This window comes from Enterobacter cloacae complex sp. S1, assembly GCF_014930525.1.
Lineage (GTDB): Bacteria > Pseudomonadota > Gammaproteobacteria > Enterobacterales > Enterobacteriaceae > Enterobacter > Enterobacter hormaechei_C.
Genome location: NZ_JADBRE010000001.1, coordinates 165,108 through 186,757 on the forward strand (window position 1 = coordinate 165,108; position 21,650 = coordinate 186,757).

25 protein-coding genes and 3 tRNA genes are annotated in these 21,650 nt (G+C 54.3%); 15 read left to right on the plus strand and 13 right to left on the minus strand.

The features are described 5' to 3' along the window. Nucleotides 1-43: 43 nt before the first annotated feature. The gene (gene deoC / locus IM290_RS00730) at nucleotides 44-823 is read right to left on the minus strand and encodes a deoxyribose-phosphate aldolase (protein WP_003856543.1); all 780 of its coding nucleotides are present in this window, start codon (nucleotides 821-823) and stop codon (nucleotides 44-46) included. A 262-nt stretch (nucleotides 824-1,085) separates the two neighbouring features. On the opposite strand from deoC, the gene IM290_RS00735 reads away from it, so the two are divergent. Both IM290_RS00735 and IM290_RS00740 read left to right on the plus strand, forming a co-directional pair. Then, nucleotides 1,086-2,621: a YjjI family glycine radical enzyme gene (locus IM290_RS00735; protein ID WP_193042032.1), complete on the plus strand. Its 1,536-nt coding sequence runs from the start codon at nucleotides 1,086-1,088 to the stop codon at nucleotides 2,619-2,621. Next, nucleotides 2,596-3,456: a YjjW family glycine radical enzyme activase gene (locus IM290_RS00740; protein ID WP_017694551.1), complete on the plus strand. Its 861-nt coding sequence runs from the start codon at nucleotides 2,596-2,598 to the stop codon at nucleotides 3,454-3,456. Before IM290_RS00735 ends, IM290_RS00740 begins: the two co-directional genes overlap by 26 nt. Here IM290_RS00740 and IM290_RS00745 read toward each other — a convergent pair. The 8 genes from IM290_RS00745 to IM290_RS00780 form a co-directional block, all read right to left on the minus strand. Beyond that, the gene (locus IM290_RS00745; protein WP_032652508.1) at nucleotides 3,451-4,233 is read right to left on the minus strand and encodes a TatD family hydrolase; all 783 of its coding nucleotides are present in this window, start codon (nucleotides 4,231-4,233) and stop codon (nucleotides 3,451-3,453) included. The genes IM290_RS00740 and IM290_RS00745 overlap by 6 nt on opposite strands. Next, nucleotides 4,230-5,282 (minus strand): patatin family protein, encoded by a 1,053-nt coding sequence (locus IM290_RS00750; RefSeq protein ID WP_032670596.1) that lies wholly within the window; start codon nucleotides 5,280-5,282, stop codon nucleotides 4,230-4,232. The genes IM290_RS00745 and IM290_RS00750 overlap by 4 nt, the downstream gene beginning before the upstream one ends. 122 nt (nucleotides 5,283-5,404) lie before the next feature. Continuing rightward, nucleotides 5,405-5,566 carry a DUF1328 domain-containing protein gene (locus IM290_RS00755; RefSeq protein WP_003856556.1) on the minus strand — a complete coding sequence of 54 codons (162 nt, stop codon included), beginning with the start codon at nucleotides 5,564-5,566 and terminating at the stop codon, nucleotides 5,405-5,407. A gap of 125 nt (nucleotides 5,567-5,691) precedes the next feature. Continuing rightward, nucleotides 5,692-6,309, minus strand: a complete 618-nt coding sequence (osmY, locus tag IM290_RS00760; protein WP_015572610.1) for a molecular chaperone OsmY — start codon at nucleotides 6,307-6,309, stop codon at nucleotides 5,692-5,694. A 303-nt stretch (nucleotides 6,310-6,612) separates the two neighbouring features. Then, nucleotides 6,613-8,202, minus strand: coding sequence for a peptide chain release factor 3 (gene prfC / locus IM290_RS00765; protein ID WP_006810210.1), 1,590 nt, complete (start codon nucleotides 8,200-8,202; stop codon nucleotides 6,613-6,615). Nucleotides 8,203-8,294: 92 nt separating this feature from the next. Then, on the minus strand, nucleotides 8,295-8,972 hold the full coding sequence (yjjG, locus tag IM290_RS00770) for a pyrimidine 5'-nucleotidase (RefSeq protein WP_017383835.1): 678 nt from the start codon (nucleotides 8,970-8,972) through the stop codon (nucleotides 8,295-8,297). Between the two features lie 19 nt (nucleotides 8,973-8,991). Next, nucleotides 8,992-9,435 (minus strand): ribosomal protein S18-alanine N-acetyltransferase, encoded by a 444-nt coding sequence (gene rimI / locus IM290_RS00775; protein ID WP_193042031.1) that lies wholly within the window; start codon nucleotides 9,433-9,435, stop codon nucleotides 8,992-8,994. After that, nucleotides 9,404-9,817 (minus strand): DNA polymerase III subunit psi, encoded by a 414-nt coding sequence (locus IM290_RS00780; RefSeq protein ID WP_023295888.1) that lies wholly within the window; start codon nucleotides 9,815-9,817, stop codon nucleotides 9,404-9,406. The genes rimI and IM290_RS00780 overlap by 32 nt, the downstream gene beginning before the upstream one ends. 102 nt (nucleotides 9,818-9,919) lie before the next feature. On the opposite strand from IM290_RS00780, the gene rsmC reads away from it, so the two are divergent. The 4 genes from rsmC (at nucleotide 9,920) to IM290_RS00800 (ending at nucleotide 11,412) form a co-directional block, all read left to right on the plus strand. Further along, nucleotides 9,920-10,948 carry a 16S rRNA (guanine(1207)-N(2))-methyltransferase RsmC gene (gene rsmC, locus IM290_RS00785; protein WP_015572609.1) on the plus strand — a complete coding sequence of 343 codons (1,029 nt, stop codon included), beginning with the start codon at nucleotides 9,920-9,922 and terminating at the stop codon, nucleotides 10,946-10,948. A 144-nt stretch (nucleotides 10,949-11,092) separates the two neighbouring features. Next, a tRNA-Leu gene (locus IM290_RS00790) sits at nucleotides 11,093-11,179 on the plus strand. A gap of 28 nt (nucleotides 11,180-11,207) precedes the next feature. Then, nucleotides 11,208-11,293, plus strand: a tRNA-Leu gene (locus IM290_RS00795). A gap of 32 nt (nucleotides 11,294-11,325) precedes the next feature. Further along, nucleotides 11,326-11,412: transfer RNA gene (locus IM290_RS00800), tRNA-Leu, on the plus strand. Nucleotides 11,413-11,454: 42 nt separating this feature from the next. Here IM290_RS00800 and IM290_RS00805 read toward each other — a convergent pair. After that, nucleotides 11,455-11,724, minus strand: coding sequence for a DUF1435 domain-containing protein (locus tag IM290_RS00805; protein ID WP_026080652.1), 270 nt, complete (start codon nucleotides 11,722-11,724; stop codon nucleotides 11,455-11,457). A 216-nt stretch (nucleotides 11,725-11,940) separates the two neighbouring features. Between IM290_RS00805 and IM290_RS00810 the strand changes: the two genes are divergently transcribed. Together IM290_RS00810 and fhuF are read left to right on the plus strand one after the other, a co-directional pair. Next, a complete protein-coding gene (locus tag IM290_RS00810; RefSeq protein WP_003856569.1) occupies nucleotides 11,941-13,005 on the plus strand; it encodes a GGDEF domain-containing protein in 1,065 nt (354 codons plus the stop codon). Nucleotides 13,006-13,100: 95 nt separating this feature from the next. Beyond that, nucleotides 13,101-13,889, plus strand: coding sequence for a siderophore-iron reductase FhuF (fhuF, locus tag IM290_RS00815; protein WP_003856570.1), 789 nt, complete (start codon nucleotides 13,101-13,103; stop codon nucleotides 13,887-13,889). 135 nt (nucleotides 13,890-14,024) lie between these two features. Here the strand turns inward: fhuF and IM290_RS00820 are convergent, their stop codons facing one another. After that, complete coding sequence (locus tag IM290_RS00820) at nucleotides 14,025-15,371, minus strand: PTS cellobiose transporter subunit IIC (protein WP_003856571.1); 1,347 nt, start codon at nucleotides 15,369-15,371, stop codon at nucleotides 14,025-14,027. A 328-nt stretch (nucleotides 15,372-15,699) separates the two neighbouring features. On the opposite strand from IM290_RS00820, the gene IM290_RS00825 reads away from it, so the two are divergent. Next, nucleotides 15,700-16,158 (plus strand): YbaK/EbsC family protein, encoded by a 459-nt coding sequence (locus IM290_RS00825; protein ID WP_003856572.1) that lies wholly within the window; start codon nucleotides 15,700-15,702, stop codon nucleotides 16,156-16,158. Between the two features lie 31 nt (nucleotides 16,159-16,189). On the opposite strand, the gene bglJ is transcribed toward IM290_RS00825, so the two are convergent. Together bglJ and IM290_RS00835 are read right to left on the minus strand one after the other, a co-directional pair. Then, nucleotides 16,190-16,831 (minus strand): DNA-binding transcriptional activator BglJ, encoded by a 642-nt coding sequence (gene bglJ, locus IM290_RS00830; protein WP_045344441.1) that lies wholly within the window; start codon nucleotides 16,829-16,831, stop codon nucleotides 16,190-16,192. Beyond that, nucleotides 16,828-17,565, minus strand: coding sequence for a LuxR C-terminal-related transcriptional regulator (locus tag IM290_RS00835; RefSeq protein ID WP_193042030.1), 738 nt, complete (start codon nucleotides 17,563-17,565; stop codon nucleotides 16,828-16,830). The genes bglJ and IM290_RS00835 overlap by 4 nt, the downstream gene beginning before the upstream one ends. Nucleotides 17,566-17,954: 389 nt before the next feature. On the opposite strand from IM290_RS00835, the gene IM290_RS00840 reads away from it, so the two are divergent. The 6 genes from IM290_RS00840 (at nucleotide 17,955) to dnaC (ending at nucleotide 21,611) form a co-directional block, all read left to right on the plus strand. Next, nucleotides 17,955-18,731: a threonine/serine exporter ThrE family protein gene (locus tag IM290_RS00840; protein ID WP_193042029.1), complete on the plus strand. Its 777-nt coding sequence runs from the start codon at nucleotides 17,955-17,957 to the stop codon at nucleotides 18,729-18,731. After that, nucleotides 18,722-19,195 carry a threonine/serine exporter gene (locus IM290_RS00845; RefSeq protein WP_193042028.1) on the plus strand — a complete coding sequence of 158 codons (474 nt, stop codon included), beginning with the start codon at nucleotides 18,722-18,724 and terminating at the stop codon, nucleotides 19,193-19,195. The genes IM290_RS00840 and IM290_RS00845 overlap by 10 nt, the downstream gene beginning before the upstream one ends. A 44-nt stretch (nucleotides 19,196-19,239) precedes the next feature. Beyond that, nucleotides 19,240-19,692 (plus strand): MarR family winged helix-turn-helix transcriptional regulator, encoded by a 453-nt coding sequence (locus tag IM290_RS00850; RefSeq protein WP_193042027.1) that lies wholly within the window; start codon nucleotides 19,240-19,242, stop codon nucleotides 19,690-19,692. A gap of 84 nt (nucleotides 19,693-19,776) precedes the next feature. Continuing rightward, the gene (locus IM290_RS00855; RefSeq protein WP_176608773.1) at nucleotides 19,777-20,205 is read left to right on the plus strand and encodes an organic hydroperoxide resistance protein; all 429 of its coding nucleotides are present in this window, start codon (nucleotides 19,777-19,779) and stop codon (nucleotides 20,203-20,205) included. A gap of 126 nt (nucleotides 20,206-20,331) precedes the next feature. Continuing rightward, nucleotides 20,332-20,877, plus strand: coding sequence for a primosomal protein DnaT (dnaT, locus tag IM290_RS00860; RefSeq protein ID WP_003856579.1), 546 nt, complete (start codon nucleotides 20,332-20,334; stop codon nucleotides 20,875-20,877). After that, nucleotides 20,874-21,611 (plus strand): DNA replication protein DnaC, encoded by a 738-nt coding sequence (dnaC, locus tag IM290_RS00865; protein ID WP_003856580.1) that lies wholly within the window; start codon nucleotides 20,874-20,876, stop codon nucleotides 21,609-21,611. The genes dnaT and dnaC overlap by 4 nt, the downstream gene beginning before the upstream one ends. The last annotated feature ends 39 nt before the right edge of the window (nucleotides 21,612-21,650 follow it).

A 21,650-nucleotide genomic window follows, 5' to 3' on the forward strand; every position in this document is an offset into this window, starting at 1 on the left:
ATCCTGTAGGCCGGGTTAGCGTAGCGTCACCCGGCAATTCAACTTAGTAGCTGCTTGCGCTCTTACCGTCACCGTGACCCAGCGCTTTCAGCAAGCTGGCCAGCAGGCTGGACGCGCCGAAGCGGTAGTGGCGGGAATCAGCCCAGTCGGCGCCGAACAGCTCGTCGGCAATCGCCAGGAACTGCTGCGCGTCTTCCGCGGTACGCACGCCGCCCGCCGGTTTGAAGCCAACGGTTTTGGACACGCCCATATCACGGATGACTTCCATCATGATGCGTGCGCTTTCCGGAGTAGCGTTGACCGGCACTTTACCGGTAGAGGTTTTAATGAAATCCGCGCCCGCTTTGATGGAGATTTCAGACGCCTTACGAATCAACGCCTCTTCTTTCAGCTCGCCGGTTTCGATGATCACTTTAAGCAGCACGTTTGCCGCCGCACACGCGTCTTTACAGGCTTTCACCAGGTCAAAACCGACCTGCTCGTTGCCGGCGATCAGCGCGCGGTACGGGAATACCACGTCAACTTCGTCCGCGCCGTACGCAATCGCCGCGCGGGTTTCTGCCAGCGCGATCTCGATATCGTCATTGCCGTGCGGGAAGTTAGTTACGGTGGCAATGCGCACGTCCGGCGTGCCCTGCTCTTTCAGCGTTTTGCGGGCAATCGGGATGAAGCGCGGGTAGATACAGACGGCGGCGGTGTTACCCACTGGCGTTTTCGCCTGATGGCACAGGGCGATGACTTTTTCATTGGTGTCGTCATCGTTCAGGGTGGTCAGGTCCATCAGTTTCAACGCGCGCAGGCTGCTTGCAGTTAAATCGGTCATAACATTCTCCAACGGCAGTGCCGTATAAATTTTACCTTGCGGGTCTGTGAGTATTCTAACATTCACCCGCATCCACACTTCGACATTCATCACAGTTAATGAAAACTGTGTGCAAATTTGCATTACTGTAATGAGATCTTCTTCAAATTTTAGTGCGTTAATTGCTGACTAAATCGGCGATATCCCCTGTCTGATCAAAAGCGCCACCAGGCTGGCTTCCTACAATTCGTTCACCATCCGCAGAACAACCAAGGAAGTGAACATGCCCGACGCCCTGCAACAACGTTGCCAGCACATTGTGACCAGCCCGGTGTTAACCCCAGAACAAAAACGTCATTTTCTGGCGCTGGAAGCAGAGAACAATCTGCCCTATCCCGCTCTGCCAGAGGCGGCCCGGGCCGCGCTGGACGAGGGATTCATCTGCGACATGTTCGAAGGCCATGCGCCTTACAAACCGCGCTACGTGCTGCCGGACTACGCTAAATTTCTGGCTAACGGCTCAGAATGGCTGGAGCTGGAAGGGGCTAAAGATCTGGATGATGCCCTCTCGCTGCTCACTATCCTTTATCACCATGTTCCGTCCGTCACATCGATGCCGGTCTATCTGGGCCAGCTCGATGAGATACTCAGCCCCTATGTTAAAATTCTAACACAGGATGAAATCGATAGCCGAATAAAACGTTTCTGGCGTTACCTGGACAGAACCCTGCCCGATGCGTTTATGCATGCCAATATCGGCCCGGCGGATACGCCTGTCACCCGAGCCATCCTTCGTGCGGATGCAGAACTGAAGCAGGTTGCGCCGAACCTGACCTTTATCTACGACCCGGATGTAACCCCCGGCGATCTGCTGCTGAGCGTGGCGGAAAACATTTGTGAATGTGGTAAACCGCATATTTCTAATGGCCCGGTGAATGATAAAATTTTCACAAAAGGTCGCTATGGCGTGGTGAGCTGTTACAACTCCCTGCCGCTGGCGGGCGGCGGCAGCACGCTGGTGCGCCTTAACCTGAAAGCGATTGCGGAACACAGCCGCTCACCGGAAGACTTTTTCACCCGTACCCTGCCACACTACTGCCAGCAACAAATCGCGATCATCAATGCGCGCTGCGATTTTTTATATGAACAATCCGGCTTCTTTGAGAATAGCTTCCTGGTGAAAGAGGGGCTGATTGATGCCGATCGCTTTGTGCCGATGTTTGGCATGTACGGTCTGGCCGAAGCGGTGAATGTGCTGTGCGAGAAAGCAGGCATTACGGGACGTTACGGTAAGAACGAACAGGCCAATGCGCTGGGCTACCGCATCAGTGAACAGCTTGCGGCGTTTGTTGAAAACACGCCGGTGAAACACGGCTGGCAGCACCGCGCGATGCTGCATGCCCAGTCTGGGATCAGTTCCGATTCTGGCACCACGCCGGGCGCACGTCTGCCGTACGGCGACGAACCGGACCCTGTCAGCCACCTGCTGGCCGTGGCGCCGCATCATAAACACTATCATTCGGGGATCAGCGATATTCTCACCCTGGAGGAAACGGTTAAACGCAATCCTCAGGCTGTGGTGCAGCTGTGCCTGGGGGCGTTCAACGCCGGTATGCGTGAGTTCACCGCGAATGTAGCCGGAAACGACCTGGTGCGCGTCACCGGGTATATGGTGCGGCTCTCCGATCTGGAGAAATACCGGGAGGCCGGCTCGCGCACCAACACCACCTGGCTCGGCGAGGAGGCCGCGCGCAATACCCGTATTCTGGAACGTCAGCCGCGCGTGATAAGCCATGAACAGCAGATGCGCTTTAGTTAGTCAGGTCATACCCTTCTCCTGCGTGGACGGGCCGGGCAGCCGCCTGGCGTTGTTCCTCCAGGGCTGTAACCTGCGCTGCAAAACCTGCCACAACCCGTGGACGATAGGGCGCTGCAACGACTGCGGCGACTGTGTTCCCCACTGTCCTCATGATGCGCTGGCAATTCAGGCCGGGCGCGTCTGGTGGCAGGAGAGTCACTGTCAGCAGTGCGACACCTGTCTGCACCTGTGTCAGCAGCAGGCGACGCCGATGGCGCAGCGCTATAGCGTCGAGGAGATCCTCTCCCGGGTTCGCACGTCCGCGCCGTTTATTGAGGGCGTGACCGTCAGCGGGGGTGAGGCCACCACGCAGCTGCCGTTTTTGGTTGCGCTGTTCACCGCGATCAAAGCCGATCCGTCCCTGCGCCATCTGACGTGCCTGGTGGACAGCAACGGCCTGTTAAGCGAAACCGGCTGGCAAAAGCTGTTACCGGTGTTTGACGGCGCGATGGTGGATCTGAAAGCCTGGGGCAATGAACATCACCGTTTTCTGACCGGGCGCGAAAACACGCAGATCAAGCAGAGCATCCGCTGGCTGGCCGATCGTCATCGCCTGACGGAGCTGCGCCTGCTGGTGATCCCCGCTCGGTGTGATTATCTGCACCATCTGCCATCGCTGACCGCTTTTATCCACGCGTTGGGGAACGTTCCTGTGCGGATCAACGCGTTTCATGCTCATGGGGTTTACGGGGAGGCGGCGCGATGGCGGAGCGCCACGCCGGAGGACATCGAGCCGCTGGCGCAGGCCCTGGAACGGCAGCAGATCACGGTGATCCGCCCGGCCCTTTATTTATAGCGTGATGCCGAAGACCGCGCGGGTGTTTTCCAGCAGCGCGCTGGCAATCACATCTTCAGGCTCCTGACGCAGCTCACACAGCACATCAAAAACGCGCGCCGCCTGCTCCGGGCGGTTGGGCTGGCCCTGAAAACCATTCAGCGGCATGTCAGGCGCATCCGTTTCCAGCAGGAGCGAGGTCAGCGGGAGCTGCGCCATCACATCACGGGTTTTGCTGGCACGCGGATAGGTAATGGTGCCACCGACGCCAATCTTATAGCCCAGCTCAATAAAACGCTGCGCCTGCTGAAGGCTTCCAGCGAAACCATGGACCACGCCCCTGCGCGGCACGTCGATACGCTTCAGGTGCATCGCCAGTTTGTCATGGGTACGTCTGGAGTGGAGGATCACCGGCAGATCGTGGCGCTTTGCCAGCCGGAGCTGCGCATCCAGGATCGTCTGCTGGCGCTCAAACTGCGGATCTTCACGATAGAGATCGAGGCCGATCTCACCGATGGCAACCAGCTTCGTATCCGCATTTTGCAGCGTGGCATCCAGCCTGTCGAGATGGTCATCAAGATGGTGCTCAATAACGATCGGATGCAGACCCAGCGCGGCATACAGCGCATCGTGCTCCCGGGCAAGCGCCAGAACTTTGTCGAATCTCGCCGCTTCAATAGCGGGCACAATAATGGCTCTCACACCGGCCTCAGCCGCGCGCGCAATACTTGATGTTTCCTCCCCGCTAAACGGCGGGAAATCAAAGTGGCAATGGGTATCGATAAAGCAGTGCGTCACGCCAGATCCTCGTTATCGAGTAAGCCATCGTTGGCCTGCGGCGCGTCCACCAGCGGCATCGCCAACGCGTCATTGGCCACAACGGCAGGCGGCAAAATGATGCTTTTATGCCGATGAAGAGGCGGTTGCTCCGCCAGCATTTTCCCGACTGTCGCCAGGAAGTAACGCCCGCACAGCCGCCCCGTTTTGTAATCCATACGCAACGCAGGCAGCCGACTGCCCAGCGCCATGCTCAACAGCGGCTTAGGCGGATAAATTTCAAAGATGCGCAGCTTGCCCGGTGGTTTTTCAATAAAACGCTGCATCGCGCCGTAGGTGGTTTCATGCTGCTTCGCGATATTCACCAGCGGTTGCAGGCTGCTGTCGCCCAGCCAGCGTTCCATCCGCTTAAACCACTGTGGGGTGTAATACATCTGCGAAGGCACCGTGCGGATCACCACAATGGTTTTTGCCCCGCGCCGCGCCGCCTCCTGTACCGGCACCGCGTCGCTGATACCGCCGTCAAGATAGCTTATCCCCTCCAGCAGGGCGCCGGTGCGGTAGAATCCCGGGATCGCGCTGGACGCGCGGATGATATCCAGCCAGTTCTCTTTCTGCGGCGAAAAGTAACCCGGCGAATAGTCATCGCCACGGCTGGCGCACATCCAGAACTCTTTGCCGGTATCGAACAGACGTGACGCGGTATCCATGGCCAGCGGCATCTGGCTGGAGGTAGCATCCAGTAACCAGTCGAGATCGATCAGGTTCCCGCCGCGTACGAAGCGTACCGGATTGAAGAATTCTTTGGAGGTGGTGTAGCGCATAATCACTTTGCGCGCATAGCCGGGCTGGTTGCAGACATAGGCGGAGAGGTTCTGCGCCCCGGCAGAGGTACCGAAATAGAGATCGAACGGGTTGAATTGTGCGCGCATAAATTCGTCAAGCACGCCAGCAGTGAAAATACCGCGCTGCCCTCCCCCTTCACAGACCAGCGCAAGCTGGCCTGCATGAAACGGTTTTAACGTCAGCGGCGCAATATTGCCGAGCGTAACGGGAATTCGTTGCCCCACCTCTGCCTTCCTGTTTTCATTATTTTGATGAGACACAGTAACGCACTTCCCCGGTGGTTCTCAAACGAGAAAAAGCCAGTCACGAGGACTGGCTTGAGTTTGTTTAATAAATATTGCGTTTGCTACGGGCGACGTCGACCCGTAAACAGGCTGACCAGGAACAGAATAATACCGACGACGAAGACAATTTTCGCTGCCCATGCCGCGGTACCCGCCAGTCCACCAAAGCCCAATGCGGCGGCAATTAACGCGATAACCAGAAATATAATGCCCCAACGAAACATAAGCCTCTCCTTTACCATAGTTAATGTCGGCCGCTAAACGTGAGCGCTCAGGTCACTCACCGGCTTTTCCAGAATCGTTTTTATTTCGCCCGCGGTTTTCAGCCTGACGGGCGAATGGTACTGCTTTACTTCGTTTTCAGATCGTTTTTGACGCTTTTCACACCATCAATAGCTTTCGCAATTGACTCGGCACGATCGCTTTGTGCCTGATTCTCAACCGTACCGGACAGCTGGACCACACCATCGGTGGTTTCAACTTTCACCATACGGGATGGCACGATGTCGTCAGCTAACAGTTTAGCTTTGATTTCGCTGGTAGTTGCTGCATCTCCGGCATAGCCCTTCACCGACGATTCTTTGCTGTCACGTACGTGCAGTTTGTCGCTGACGGAGCTTACGCCCTCAACGCCTTTCGCCACTTTAACGGCTTCTTCGGCCTGGGTCTGGCTTTCAACGAAACCGCTCAGGGTGACAACCTTGTTGTCGGTTTTAACAGAAATATCGGTGCTCTTGATGGATTCGTGATCCACCAGTGCGGCTTTCACTTTTGCTGTGATTGAGCTGTCATCCATGAAATTACCGACTTTATTCATAGAGCTATCGATTTTTTCCCCTGCGGTATTGGCGGAATTTTGCGCTTTATCCATGGTGCTGGTTTCCGCCAGAGCAGAACCGCTTACCAGGACACTACCCAACGTTACGGCCAGCAGAGTTTTAGAAATCTTCAGTCTTGTCATATTCATCGATTTATTCCTGTGTTTTGCCCATTATTTGGGCGACATACTTCCCTAATCTTGGTTTTATATATTGCGAATTAACACCGGGGCAAAATGGAGAACCAATGGACATGCATTGAACAGTTAATTCATCCACGCCCGGTGCTAAACACTGAGTTAAATATAGATCACAATCAGAGGGGTGCATTCAGAATTGGGGAAAAAACGAACGAATAGCGAAAAATTGCGGTGAATTAAGAACATTCCGCAAGGGTTTAATAACACAGGAATTAAAGAAGAGCACGGCGGCTGCCGTGCTCTGAAAGGAAATTAATGCTCGCGCGTTTTGCGGAACTGAACATCAGGATAACGTTCCTGCGTCAGGTTCAGGTTTACCATGGTTGGGGCGATATAGGTCAGGTTATCGCCACCGTCCAGCGCCAGCTGAACTTCGTTCTTACGTTTAAATTCTTCGAATTTCTTCACGTCAGAACACTCAACCCAGCGCGCCGTCGCCACGTTCACCGATTCGTAAATCGCTTCCACGTTGTACTCGCTCTTAAGACGGGCAACCACCACGTCGAACTGGAGCACACCCACCGCGCCCACGATCAGATCGTTGTTGGCGATTGGGCGGAACACCTGTACCGCGCCCTCTTCGGAAAGCTGGACCAGGCCTTTCAGCAGCTGCTTCTGCTTCAGCGGATCGCGCAGGCGAATGCGGCGGAACAGTTCTGGCGCGAAGTTAGGGATACCGGTGAACTTCATCATTTCGCCTTGCGTGAAGGTATCGCCAATCTGAATGGTACCGTGGTTGTGTAAACCAATGATGTCACCCGGATAGGCTTCTTCTACATGCGAACGGTCGCCCGCCATGAAGGTCAGCGCGTCGGATATCACTACGTCTTTACCGATACGGACCTGACGCAGCTTCATGCCCTTTTCGTACTTACCGGAAACCACGCGCATAAAGGCGACGCGGTCGCGGTGTTTCGGGTCCATGTTGGCCTGAATTTTAAAGACGAAGCCGGAGAACTTCTCTTCCTTCGCTTCTACTTCGCGGGTGTCGGTTTTACGCGGCATCGGCTGCGGGGCCCACTCAACCAGACCGTCGAGCATATGGTCAACGCCGAAGTTGCCGAGTGCGGTACCGAAGAAGACCGGGGTAATTTCACCGCTCAGGAACAGCTCTCTGTCGAACTCATGCGACGCGCCTTTAACCAGCTCCAGTTCATCGCGCAGCTGGGCGGCCAGCTCTTCACCGACAGCGGCGTCCAGCTCCGGGTTGTCCAGACCTTTCACAATGCGGACTTCCTGAATGGTGTGGCCCTTACCGGTCTGGTACAGGTAGGTTTCGTCTTTATAGAGGTGGTAAACCCCTTTGAACAGCTTGCCGCAGCCAATCGGCCAGGTGATTGGCGCGCAGGCAATCTTCAGCTCGTTTTCCACTTCATCCATCAGCTCCATCGGATCACGGATGTCACGGTCGAGTTTGTTCATAAAGGTGAGGATCGGCGTATCGCGCAGACGGGTGACTTCCATCAGCTTGCGGGTACGATCTTCAACACCTTTCGCGGCGTCGATCACCATCAGGCAGCAGTCCACCGCCGTCAGCGTACGGTAGGTATCTTCGGAGAAGTCTTCGTGCCCCGGGGTGTCCAGCAGGTTCACCAGGCAGTCGTGATACGGGAACTGCATCACGGAGGTGGTAATCGAAATACCACGCTGCTTTTCCATCTCCATCCAGTCGGATTTAGCATGCTGGCTGGAGCCACGGCCTTTAACGGTACCCGCGGTCTGGATCGCCTGTCCGAACAGCAACACCTTCTCGGTGATGGTCGTTTTACCGGCATCCGGGTGCGAGATAATGGCAAAAGTGCGGCGTTTGGCCACCTCTTGCAGATAAGGAGACAACGTCATAATCAATTCTTCTTAGGTAAGCGCGGCAGCAGGCCGCGCATCATGGAATACGAAAAATGCGGCTATTTTACCCATCAACAGGGGGCAGGCAATCATTGTTTACACAGGAGCTGCTCCAGTTCGTTCAATGACGTAACGGTCCAGGTCGGCTCGATGCCTTCCGGCAGCGTGCGACCATGCGCATTCAGCCAGACGGTCGACAGGCCCGATCTCATACCTCCCAGAATATCAGATTCTGCCGTATCCCCCACCATCAGCACGCGATCGCGGTCAGGATTGCCCGCTTGCGCCAGCGCATAATCGAAAATACGCGGATCCGGCTTCGGTACGCCCACCTCTTCGGAGATCACCAGCGCGTCGAAATGATCGCGCAGGCCGGTGCGTTCAAGGCGGATCTGCTGAAGCGCGGTAAAGCCGTTGGTAATGATCCCAAGCTTCACCTTCCCTTTCAGCGAATCCAGCAGAGAAACGGCGCCGGGCAGCGGCGCGCAGATATCCGCCATCGCATTCAGGAAGGCCTCGTTCAGCGCCCCAGGACTGACGTTTAACCGTTCAGCCCACACGTCAAAACGCTGATGCTGAAGCTGTAACGCGGTGATGGCTCCGTTCTGGTAATCCACCCACAGCGGTTTGTTCACCGCCTGATAGTCCTGAAAATCTTCCGCGGTGAACGTCACGCTATAGTCGAGAAACATTCGCTGTAGGCCGCCGAACGAGTCAAACGTAAACAGCGTTTCGTCGGCATCAAAGAAAATCCAGTCCCATTTCATCGTTACAACCTTATTTTCGTTATCCAATCGGCAGAGCCATGATAATGGCGTCTTCACGTCCCTCTGCGGTGGGGTAGTAGTTACGGCGGATAGTCGCCTCGTTGAAGCCTAAGCTTTCATAGAGCGCGATGGCGGCGACATTGGACGCGCGCACCTCCAGCCACAGGGTGAAAACGTCACGGGTTTCCAGCTCACGAATGAGGTGCTCAAGCAGTTCCCTGCCCACCCCGCGGCGCTGGTAAGCGGGATCGACCGCAATATTAAACAGCGTCGCCTCGTCCAGAACGACCTGCGTGATGGCGAACGCAGCCATCGCACCGTCAACGTCCAGGCGGAGATTTAAATAGCGTTCGCCCTGATTGCTGGCAAACGTCTTTTCGCTCCACGGAAAGGCATGGGCGCGGGTTTCAATCGCGAACGCGGTGGTCAGGTCAGCCGTCGTGAGGGAAGAAATCGTGTTCATATTCGCAAATTTGTTGCCATAGCGCGCTACGCGCTTTTGGGTTGGCTTTCAGTTCGTCCAGCGCTGGCGAACTGATCTGGCTTCCTTCAAGAGGTAGCTCGTCCACCGCCCCGATTCGCCAGCTGTTACAGCGGCTGTCAGGGGGAAGCATCGCGACGCTTTCGGGCGCCAGCTGTAATACCTGATCGCGGGTCACCTTCAGGGTGCGAAGGACATCCTCAATCAGGGGCTCGTTCAGGGCAGGCGGCGCTTCTGCCACCATCACCAGGCGGACATGCGCAGGTATGGAGATGGCTATTTCGCCCCGCAACGCCGTCGGGCGACGCAAAGCCCACTGGGTAATGCCCAGCTGCTGCAACTGCCAGTCTCGTCGGGATGTCATAGCGAAAACTCCTGTCTCTCAGGCGCGCAAATATAGCAAATGTGTCGAAACTGCGCCATCTACCTACTATAATCCCCGCCTGAGTTTATTGAGGAACAATTCATGTCTGCATTTACCCCGGCAAGTGAAGTCTTGCTGCGTCACAGTGATGATTTCGAAGAAAGCCGTATTCTGTTTGCCGGAGATATGCAGGATGACCTGCCCGCGCGTTTCGACTGTGCTGAGAGCCGTGCTCACACCCAGTACTATCACCACTGGCAGGTGCTGAGCCGCCAGATGGGCGAGCGCGCGCGCTTTAGCCTGGCGGCGGAGCAGAGCGATATTGCTGACTGCGATACGCTCATTTACTACTGGCCGAAAAACAAGCCGGAAGCCCAGTTCCAGCTGATGAACTTGCTTTCTCTGCTGCCGGTCGGCTGCGATATTTTTGTTGTCGGTGAGAACCGCAGCGGGGTGCGTAGCGCAGAGCAGATGCTCGAAGCCTGGGCGCCGCTGACGAAAATCGACAGCGCCCGTCGCTGCGGACTGTACCATGGTCGTCTGGAAAAACAGACCACCTTCGATGCCGACGCCTTCTGGGACGAGTACCAGCTTGACGGCCTGACCATTAAAACCCTGCCGGGCGTGTTCAGTCGTGATGCGCTCGATACGGGCAGCAAGCTGCTGCTGTCCACCCTGACGCCTCACACCAAGGGCAAGGTGCTGGACGTCGGCTGTGGCGCGGGCGTGCTGTCAACGGTTCTCGCCAGCCACTCACCAAAAGTGCGTTTAACCCTGTGTGACGTGAGCGCCCCGGCAGTAGAAGCCAGCCGCGCCACGCTTGCTGCGAATGGCATAGAAGGTGACGTGTTTGCCAGCAACGTCTTCTCCGACGTGACCGGTCGCTTTGACATGATCATCTCTAACCCGCCGTTCCACGACGGAATGGAGACCAGCCTTGAAGCGGCGCAAACGCTGATCCGTGGCGCAACCCGTCACCTCAACAGCGGCGGTGAGCTGCGTATCGTAGCGAACGCCTTCCTCGCGTACCCGAAAGTGCTGGATGAAACCTTTGGCTTCCACGAAGTGATCGCCCAGACGGGCCGCTTTAAGGTCTATCGCACCGTGATGACGCGCCAGGCGAAAAAGTAAACCCCCGGTCCGGCGATGGCTGACGCTGCCATCGCCCATTTTTGCAGCAATCAAAACAACGTGCGCAATTTTCTGTTGACGTAAAGCTGAAAACATCTAGAATGCGCCTCCGTGGTTACGATACTTTTACAGTGTCGATGGTATGCGAAGGTGGCGGAATTGGTAGACGCGCTAGCTTCAGGTGTTAGTGTCCTTACGGACGTGGGGGTTCAAGTCCCCCCCCTCGCACCATAAATCACGTTGATATTGCTCGCACTGGGCGAAGGTGGCGGAATTGGTAGACGCGCTAGCTTCAGGTGTTAGTGTCCTTAGGATGTGGGGGTTCGAGTCCCCCCCCTCGCACCAACGAGGCGATATCAAACCAGTAAGATGACTGTGCGAAGGTGGCGGAATTGGTAGACGCGCTAGCTTCAGGTGTTAGTGTCCTTACGGACGTGGGGGTTCAAGTCCCCCCCCTCGCACCAATTATCTTACATCCCCTCAGCAGTGCCTCCTGTTTTTCCCTTTTATTTCAAACTCATCAGAATCACCAGCAGTCCACTGATTAGCGCAACGCATGATGGCAGCAGCACGTAATGCCGTAACTGTTTGTGCCAGATCATTGCGGATGTCACCAGCAAGCCTGAAACAATCATTGCTTTCCAGACATCAATGGGGAGATCGGCAAACATTAGCCCACCGATAATGGAACCAGGCAGTAATATTCCCCACCCACTTCCCAGCGCTTTGCTCAACATGGTTTCACCTCTCGCACTGATAATGATAACCAGTATCATATGATAGTAATTATCACTTGTCAGCATGCGACATAAGAAATTGCGCCAGCAATTGCTTTCCCATAATGACAGAGAATGTGTAAGGTGATAAATTGCCCACCTGTTAACTTCCGATAAAGTTTTTCTGATAATAAAAATTCAATTTTGTAGCGCCCAATATTACACAACAACACCTTGCTCATTGTTTTAATTGAGTTTTAATAAAAACGCACGCATATGACATCACAATCCTGGCTGTCTTTAGTCAACAAGAAATATCAGCTATCTTTACGTTTGTTTTTATTTCTGAACGCCGCATCAGCATTGTTCTCGGTAACAAACCCTCTCTATTCCGTGCGTGTGTTATCAGTCCCGCTCTTTGCCGTACTGACTATCAGCACAGGCTTACTTATCTGGCACTGGAAAAACAGCACGCGAAAAATAAATATCCCTGTTGTTTCAGCTATTTTTGGTCTTTTATGGGCCTGGCAGATCGTCTCTAAATTTCTGTTAATCACGCACGATCACGCGACCTATTTAATGATGGCGCTATTAACAGTTCTTTTTATAGGGTCTCTGGCGTTCGCAAGTAATATTAAAGCCTTTACGTTACATTCATTTCCCGCTTTTATATCCTGCCTGTGGCTTAGTCCGTCCGAAAACTGGCTGAGAATGGCCTATTTTTTCGCGCTGCCGGTGGTCGCCATTGGTATCCATCATGTTCTTCAGCGGCGCAATGACCGTTTCGCCCAGGAGCTGCTTTCCGAACTGCTGGAGGAGCGCGAAACCCTGACCGATCTCAGCATGATGGACCCGCTCACCGGCCTATATAACCGTCGCGGGCTGCAAAGCCGGCTGGAGAATCTTCCCAGGCCTGACGCTGGCGAGCACTTCGTGCTGCTGATGGATATCGACCACTTCAAAGCCTACAACGACCATTATGGCCATATGATGGGCGATCAGGCCTTGATCAGGGTCTCGGCTGCGATACGCGACGCCGTGCGCTCACGCGATGTTGTCGCCCGGTTTGGCGGGGAAGAATTTATGGTGCTGTTGAGTAACATCCCGCTGGAGCAAGCGCGACAGACGGCTGAACGCATACGTCAGAAGGTTTACGATCTTAAAATCCCCCATATGTTTAACGAAAGCGTCGCCACTAACGTGACCATCAGCATCGGCATCGCCATGTTCGAAGGTGAAGACGTTGAGGGCGCGCTGGCGAAAGCCGATAAAGCCCTCTATGAAGCCAAGCATATGGGACGTAACAGCATTCTGCTGAGCGAAGAGCTTCATACCGCCTGAAACCGCCTTCACAGCGCCAGGATAAAACGCTTGCGCTCGGTTTTATCTATAGTTAGGATTGGCAATCATTATCATTTAGATTTGTAATCCACACTATGGCGACTCGTACCGCACACATCGTTGAGCCCCTGCTCTGGCGAGCTCCACTCTCCGCCGGGGAAACGACGCTTGCGGATGCCATTCGGGAAAAAATTGCCGTAACGCGCGCCCATCTGCTGGATTTCATCAAACTGGATGAAGCACCGCCGCATCATGCTCTGACGCTGACTGAGTGGCAACGCCCTGCGGAGCTGCGGTCACTGCTGGCAACCTATTCCGACCATATTTATCGTAACCAACCTACCCTGACGCGGGAAAACAAACCGCTGTTATCCCTCTGGGCACAGTGGTATATCGGGCTGATGGTGCCGCCTGTCATGCTGGCCCTGTTGACCCAGGAAACGATGCTCGATCTCTCGTCGGAACATTTCCATGTTGAGTTTCATGAAACCGGGCGCGCTGCCTGTTTCTGGATTGATGTACATGAAGATCCGAGCGCGAGACACCTGTCAGCGCAGGCGCGTATGGAACGGCTGATTACAAGAGCGCTGGTTCCGGTCATTGATGCGCTGGAAGCGACGGGAGAGATTAACGGCAAACTGATCTGGAGTAATACCGGGTATCTTATCCACTGGTATTTAACGGAGATGAAGCCGCTGCTCGGCGACGAGAAAGTGGATGCACTGCGTCAGAGCTGTTTCTTTGCCAGACAGCTGTCGGATGGACGGGACAACCCTCTTTACCGCACCGTGGTTCCGCGTGAGGGACTTCTGGTACGTCGTACCTGCTGTCAGCGCTACCGTCTGCCGGACGTGCAGCAGTGTGGCGATTGCACGCTTAAGTAGTCTGGCCCCCTCTCCCGCAGGGCTAATGCCTGCACAGACGGCCCCCTCTCCCTTGAGGGAGAGGGCCGGGGTGAGGGGGAACATACGGCTCTGGCGGTCATTAAACGGCAACCTGCGTTGCCGTTTTGCTTTTACCTAAGCGACCTGCTGATTTTCCTCTTCTCCATTACGCTGTGCTTCTTCCGCTTCCTGCTGAAGCAACTGTTTCTCGTACACCTTGAAGAACGGGAAATAGATAATGGCGGAAACGCAGGCCAAAACCAGCACCAGAATGGCTGCACGGAAATCCCAGCCCAGCGCCCAGGCGGCACCAACCGGAGCCGGTGCCGTCCACGGCACAACGGAAATCACGCGGCCAATCAGATCAAACTTCATCGCTGCCCATGCCAGCACGGCATTAACCATCGGCGCCAGCAGGAAAGGAATAAAGAACACCGGGTTCATCACAATCGGCGTACCGAAAATCACCGGTTCATTGATATTGAAAATGCTTGGTACCACGCTCAGACGTCCAATGGAGCGCAGGTGCGCGGAGCGGCTACGCAGATAGCAGAACACCAGCCCCATCGTCGCCCCCGATCCGCCGATAACGATAAAGAACGTCCAGAAGGCTTCCATAAAGATGTGTGGCAAAGGCTGGCTCGCCGCCAGCGCGGTCTGGTTCGCCCCCAGGTTTGTCAGCCAGAACATTTGCAGCATCCCGGAGACAATCGCCGCGCCGTGGATCCCGGCAAACCACAGCAGGTGGCCAATCAGCACCGCCAGCAGGATCGCAGGCAGCGAGTCAGCCGCAGAGACCAGCGGTTTGAATATCGACATGATGGCCTGTGGGATCAGCATACCGAACTGCGACTGGATCAGCAGGCTCAGCGGGTAGAGCGTGAGCACCACCACCAGCACCGGGATCAGCAGGTCAAACGAGTTTTTGATCATCGGCGGTACCTGGTCTGGCAGGCGGATCCCGATATTGTGTGCTTTCAGGAAACGCATCATCTCAACGCAATAGATCGCCACCAGAATCGCGGTGAAAATACCGGTCCCTCCCAGGCTATCCACCGGTAAAGCGCCTTTGGTTTTAGGGGCGGCGACCAGCAGGAACGCCATCAGCGACAGCATCGCGCACATGAACGGATCCAGCTGATGCGTTTTAACGTAATGTTTGCCCAGGTTGTAGGCAATAGCCGCACAGATATAAAGGGACATCACCCCCATTGTCATATCAAACGGCGTCAGAATTTGACCTTCAAACTGCTTCGCCATATCCAGCCAGGCGCGAGCAAAACCCCAGGTGGTATCAGGCGAAAAAGGCGGGTAAGCGAACACTAATAAAAACGAGCCTACAATCATAAACGGCATCGCTGAGATAAACCCGTCACGAATAGCCATAACGTGACGCTGGGAAGAGATGCGCCCGGCAATAGGGCTGACATAATTTTCAACGAAGCGGAAAATCAGATTAAATGCAGCGTGGTTGGCAGACATAGCAGATCTCCTGTCAGACGTTCGTTTTGGACGCTCTCACGTCACACGTTGTTCCATACATCAGCGTCACAACCTTGCCGGATCGTGTACCTGCGGTACTGCTCAAACGGAATGGTTTCATAATTAGCTCTTATTATTAGATACAGGGGAAGTTACACACTTAGTATTAATCTCTGCATCACGCTCTGCAACCGGTTACTGTAACCGGTTTCTGTGAATGTGAAGGCGATCCAGAAATCGCCCCTGACGGATATTTGTTACTTAAGGGATATTTACAGCGACTAAATTCTTATGACAGATTACGCAGGATATTTGTCAGGAGGAATCAATGAGTTTGCAGTCTGTACAACAGTTTTTTGCCGAACACGCTCCGGATATAGAGATCATTGAGCTTAACCAAAGCACAGCGACTGTTGCCCTTGCTGCTGCCGCGCACAACGTTGAACCCGGCCAAATTGCCAAAACGCTGTCACTGAAAATTAAAAATGACGTGATTCTGGTGGTTGCAAAAGGCGATGCGCGTCTGGATAACAAAAAGCTTAAAGAGACATTCGGCGCAAAAGCCCGCATGCTCAGCAGCGATGAGGTAGTCACCCTGACGGGTCATCCTGTTGGCGGCGTCTGCCCTTTCGGACTGGAAAATCCGCTCTCTGTTTACTGTGACATCACATTAAAACAGTACGCGGAAGTGTTACCCGCAGCGGGTGCCATCCACAGTGCGGTGCGTATATCGCCCGACAGAATGGCGGAGCTGACCGCAGCAAAATGGGTCGATGTCTGCATTTAAACGTTGCGCCAGAAGAACTCTGGCGCACCACTTAACGCTGAGAGAATGAAGGAACGGTGAGAGCTGAACGACGCACTTCCCGGGCAGGGAGATGCGCCAGGATATCCGCCGCATCCAGTAATCCCACGTCAGAATTGACGCCCAGCTTTACCATTGCATTAAACTTATGCGCCCGGATGGTTTTAATATTGCGTTCAAGCTGCGCCGCAATTTCAGGGATTGAAAAACCCGATGACATATAACGCAGTATTGCCCTTTCGGTTGGGCTTAACATACGATTCTGGCTAACACACCAGTGATTGTACATGTTGTCATTCACCTGATGCGTTTCGCTGAGTAATGTCTCCAGCCCCTCCATTAGCTGTTTTAGCGGAACCGATTTACTGATTATCCCATGCAAGCGAGAAGGCGAAAGATGGCTGACCAGCCTCGCCTCCATTTCGTCAGAGGCGAGCACGATACGCTGGACGTCGCTGTGGGTGAAGGTGAGATCCCGTAAACAGGCCAGACAGTTTCTCCGCTCTTTACGCTCATCGGACAGTGAATAGATAACCGCATAGAATGAGATATCCGAGAGCGCCGCTTTAAAGCTGGCGAATCTGCTAAACAGGTGCACCTGGTAATGGCTTAGGGCGGGCATCGCAAAGAGATGCTTCAGCCCTACAGCGCTCATTGAGCAGCTTTCGATGACGGCGATATGTCTTGTTGCAGTGGTCTTTTCCATTCCTCAAACTCTCCATAAGCCGACATTAAACTGAGTTCTCGCATTCCCTGGGTACTGCTTATCCACGCGTACATATCGGCATTACTGCGAAGTGATAAGCGGCGCATTGCACTGTTTTTCTGTGCACTGATCGTTTTATTACTTTTATTCAGCAGCGTGGCTATTTGGTTGATTCCCCAACCTTTACCTAATAAACGCAACACCTTGCGTTCAGAGTGGGTGAGTGCAATCATTTGCTCACTCTCTTCTTCAATATCGGACGTTTCCGGTATTAATAACGTCTGGCTTATTCGCTCGGCACGTTCACTGCCCGCGCGAATAGCGTTAATAACGCCTTCGATCGGTTCCATATCCGAAAGCAGCGTGCTTTCCGGACGCATAAGAAGCTCTACTGCAAGTGGATAAAGGGGACGCGAGACAAGGAATATCCAGTGAATGTCCCGATACTGATTCATTAATCCATAATACTGCTCAAACGTGCCGCGAGGATTACGATACTCACCTGAAATATCGGCAATAACGACCCCAGCGCGACGCAATTGTAGTAGCGTCAACTCCTGCATCGAACGGCAGTACGTTATTTCAAAATCAGGAAAATGACGCGTCATGACGCCACCTAGCCCATTTTGCATGACCGGCACTCTACTAATCACCACTCCGTGTTTACCATTCAATGGCAACATAGACCCTCCCTGTCATAAATTCATTATTTAAGAACGAACTAACCCTACGAGTTTAAACACGCTTGCATCCCTCAGTACAAAACGGCTTAATACTCGCAAATCAGAAGAAATGTCACATGGGTTAAGAAACGCCCAATACTGGCTTAATATCGCATAAAGACCACAAAACTTTAATTAAGATTGCGTGAAAAGATTGAAAATATGAAATTAGAAATACTTAATATATTGTCTTTATAAATCTCTATTTTTATATTCATTAAATAAATAGAAAGTGCGGTTTTCTCCCCCTGCTCACGCGACTGATTGCACAAATGTTGATCTGGCCCAGCGCAAAGGGCCCTGCCCTTTGTGTTAAAAGTAAGCAATCTCTCTTCTCTTCAGGGCGTTTCATGCAGGCAGATCGGTCTACGCAACGTGCTACCACGCGGCTATGTATTCAGTGCGGGCTTTTTCTCTTACAACACGGGGCAGAAAGCGCCCTCGTGGAAGAACTTTCCACACGCCTTGGGCTGGCGCTGGGGATGGACAGCGTTGAGAGCTCCATCTCGTCAAATGCCATTGTGCTGACCACCATTAAAGACGGACAGTGCCTGACCTCCACCCGTAAAAATCATGACCGCGGCATTAACATGCACCTCGTGACGGAAGTGCAGCACATCGTGATCCTTGCTGAACACAAGCTGCTCGATCTGAGGGAGATAGAGAAACGCTTCAACCAGATCAAACCTCTCCGGTATCCACGCTGGCTGGTTGTGCTGATGGTGGGACTCTCCTGCGCCTGCTTCTGCAAGCTCAACGCGGGCGGCTGGGACGGCGCTGTCGTGACCTTCTTTGCCAGCAGCATCGCGATGTATGTCCGCCAGTTGTTGACGCACAGGCAACTGCATCCGCAAATTAACTTCTGCATCACGGCGTTCGTGGCGACAACCGTATCCGGCCTGCTTTTGCGCCAGCCTTACTTCGCCAGCACGCCTACTGTTGCGATGGCCGCCAGCGTATTGCTGCTGGTGCCGGGTTTTCCCTTAATCAACGCCGTCGCTGATATGTTCAAAGGCCACATCAACACCGGTCTGGCGCGCTGGGCGATAGCCAGCCTGCTGACGCTGGCGACCTGTATCGGGGTGGTAATGGCCATGACACTCTGGGGGTTACGCGGATGGGCGTGATGGATTTTCTGCTCACACTGGCGCAGGACATGCTCCTGGCAGCCCTTCCCGCCGTTGGCTTTGCGATGGTGTTTAACGTCCCACAGCGTGCATTACCCTGGTGTGCGCTGCTGGGTGCCATTGGCCACGGCTCACGTATGATCATGATGACCTCGGGCTTTAATATCGAATGGTCGACGTTTATCGCCTCCATGCTGGTCGGCAGCATCGGTATTCAGTGGTCCCGCTGGTATCTGGCGCACCCTAAAGTGTTCACCGTGGCGGCAGTCATTCCTATGTTCCCGGGCATTTCAGCCTATACGGCGATGATCTCCGCCGTCAAAATCAGCCACTTTGGCTACAGCGAACCGCAGATGATCCTGCTTCTGAGCAATTTCCTTAAAGCCTCGTCGATTGTGGGCGCGCTCTCCATCGGCCTGTCGATCCCCGGATTATGGCTTTACCGCAAACGTCCACGCGTATAATAAAATCGCTTGCAATTGTATCGTGCGCTATCTATATTCATTTCATGGACGCAAAAACGAACGACACCACCAACGCGCTTCTGCTGGATAACCAGCTCTGTTTTGCCCTCTATTCGGCAAATCTGGCGCTTAACAAGCTGTACCGGCAACTGCTGGCGCCGCTTAACCTGACCTACCCGCAATACCTTGTGATGCTGGTGCTGTGGGAGCAGGATGATATCACGGTGTCAGACATTGGCGAGCGGCTGTTCCTGGATTCCGCCACGCTGACTCCCCTGCTGAAACGCCTGGAAAGCGCAGGATTAATCTTCCGCCAGCGTTCCCGTCAGGATGAGCGTCAGGTCGCCGTCACCCTGAGCGACGCGGGTCGGGCGCTGCAACAGCAGGCCGTGAAGATACCCCACGCCGTGGGCTGTGCAGCGCAGTGTGATACCGACACCATGCTGGCGCTCAAGCAACAGCTCGAACTTTTGCGCCAACAGCTTCATCGCGCGTAAGGCTATACTTTACGCGTCTGATTCTAACTTAATACATCGCGCGCTATTTAATAGTGCATATAAACGTAAGATGAGGAACCTGCCATGTCTTTAGAAAAAGTTGTCTACACTGCCAAAGCCAAAGCAACCGGAGGCCGTGATGGCCGCGCAACGTCTTCCGGTGGCGTTCTGGATGTCAAACTGGGTGTGCCAAAAGAGATGGGCGGCATGGGGGGTGAAGTAACCAACCCTGAACAGCTGTTCGCTGCGGGCTACTCCGCCTGCTTCCTGGGCGCAATGAAGTTCGTTGCGGCACGCGACAAATTCGCTCTGCCAAAAGACGCCTTTATTGAAGGCGAAGTGGGGATTGGCCCGCTGCCAACCGGTTTTGGTATCGAAGCGAAGCTGAACATCCACGTTGAAGGGATGGACGCAGCGGAAGCCAAAAAACTGGTGGATGCAGCGCATATCGTCTGTCCGTACTCTAACGCGACGCGCGGCAATATCGACGTGACGCTGAACATCATCGCGTAAACTGCCGCCTGTGATTTTAGCCCCGGTAAGCGTAACGCCGCCGGGGAAATCCTCTCCTTTCCTCCCCCTCTCTCTGTGCTACCATAACCCTCAATCACGTCCGTAGTAATCAGTTGAGAAAGTGTTATGTCCTCCAGAATCCTGACTACCAGCATTGCTGGCATTGATGCCTTTATGCGCGATCCTCGCGGTGTGTTGACGCACGCCGAAGGCGGCACGCTCGCGGTATTTGCCGACAACGCCCCGGCGTTTTATGCGGTCACGCCGGAACGTCTGGCGCAGCTTCTGGAAATTGAAGCGAAGCTGTCGCGTCCGGCGAGCGATGTCATGCTGGATAATCAGTTTTTTGACGAACCCGCCAGCGCCCCGGTGGCCGTTCCAATGGGGAAATTTCCCATGTACGCCGGTTGGCAGCCGGACGCCGATTTTCAGCGGCAGGCGGCCTTATGGGGAATAGCCCTCGCGCAGCCCGCGACGCCAGAAGAGCTGGCGGCCTTTACCGCTTATTGGCAGGCTGAAGGAAAAGTCTTCCACCATGTTCAGTGGCAGCAAAAGTTCGCGCGCAGTCTGCAAATCAACCGCGCCAGCAACAATGGCCAGCCAAAACGTGATATCAATGCCTTTTCAGAACCGGACAAAAAAATCCCTGATGGATTCCGAGGTGCGAAATGAAAAACGTCGGCGACCTGATGAAACGTTTGCAGAAGATGATGCCCGCAAACGTGAAGCCCGCCTTCACCACCGGTGAAGAGCTGCTGGCATGGCAAAAAGAGCAAGGTAAAATTCGCGCGGCTGCCCTCGCCCGCGAAAACCGCGCGATGAAAATGCAGCGCACCTTTAACCGCTCGGGCATTCGCCCTCTGCACCAGAACTGTTCCTTCGAGAATTATAAGGTCGAGTCACAGGGGCAGATGAACGCCCTCAACCAGGCGCGCCAGTACGTGGATGAATTTGACGGCAACATTGCCAGCTTCATCTTTAGCGGAAAACCCGGCACGGGGAAAAATCACCTTGCGGCCGCTATCTGCAACGAGCTGCTGCTGCGCGGGAAGTCAGTGCTGATTATCACCGTGGCCGATATTATGTCCGCCATGAAGGACACCTTCAGTAACCGCGAAACCAGCGAAGAACAGCTGCTGAATGATTTGAGTAACGTGGATTTGCTGGTCATCGACGAGATCGGCGTCCAGACGGAGTCCCGCTACGAAAAAGTGATCATCAATCAGATTGTCGATCGCCGTTCGTCGTCAAAACGCCCGACCGGTATGCTGACGAACCACAATATCGACGAGATGACCCGACTTCTTGGCGAGCGGGTGATGGATCGCATGAAGCTGGGTAACAGCCTGTACGTCATCTTCGACTGGGACAGCTATCGCAGCCGCGTCACCGGCAAAGAGTATTAAGATATTTCCAGGGAGCACCGGAAGAGCAGAGGTATATAC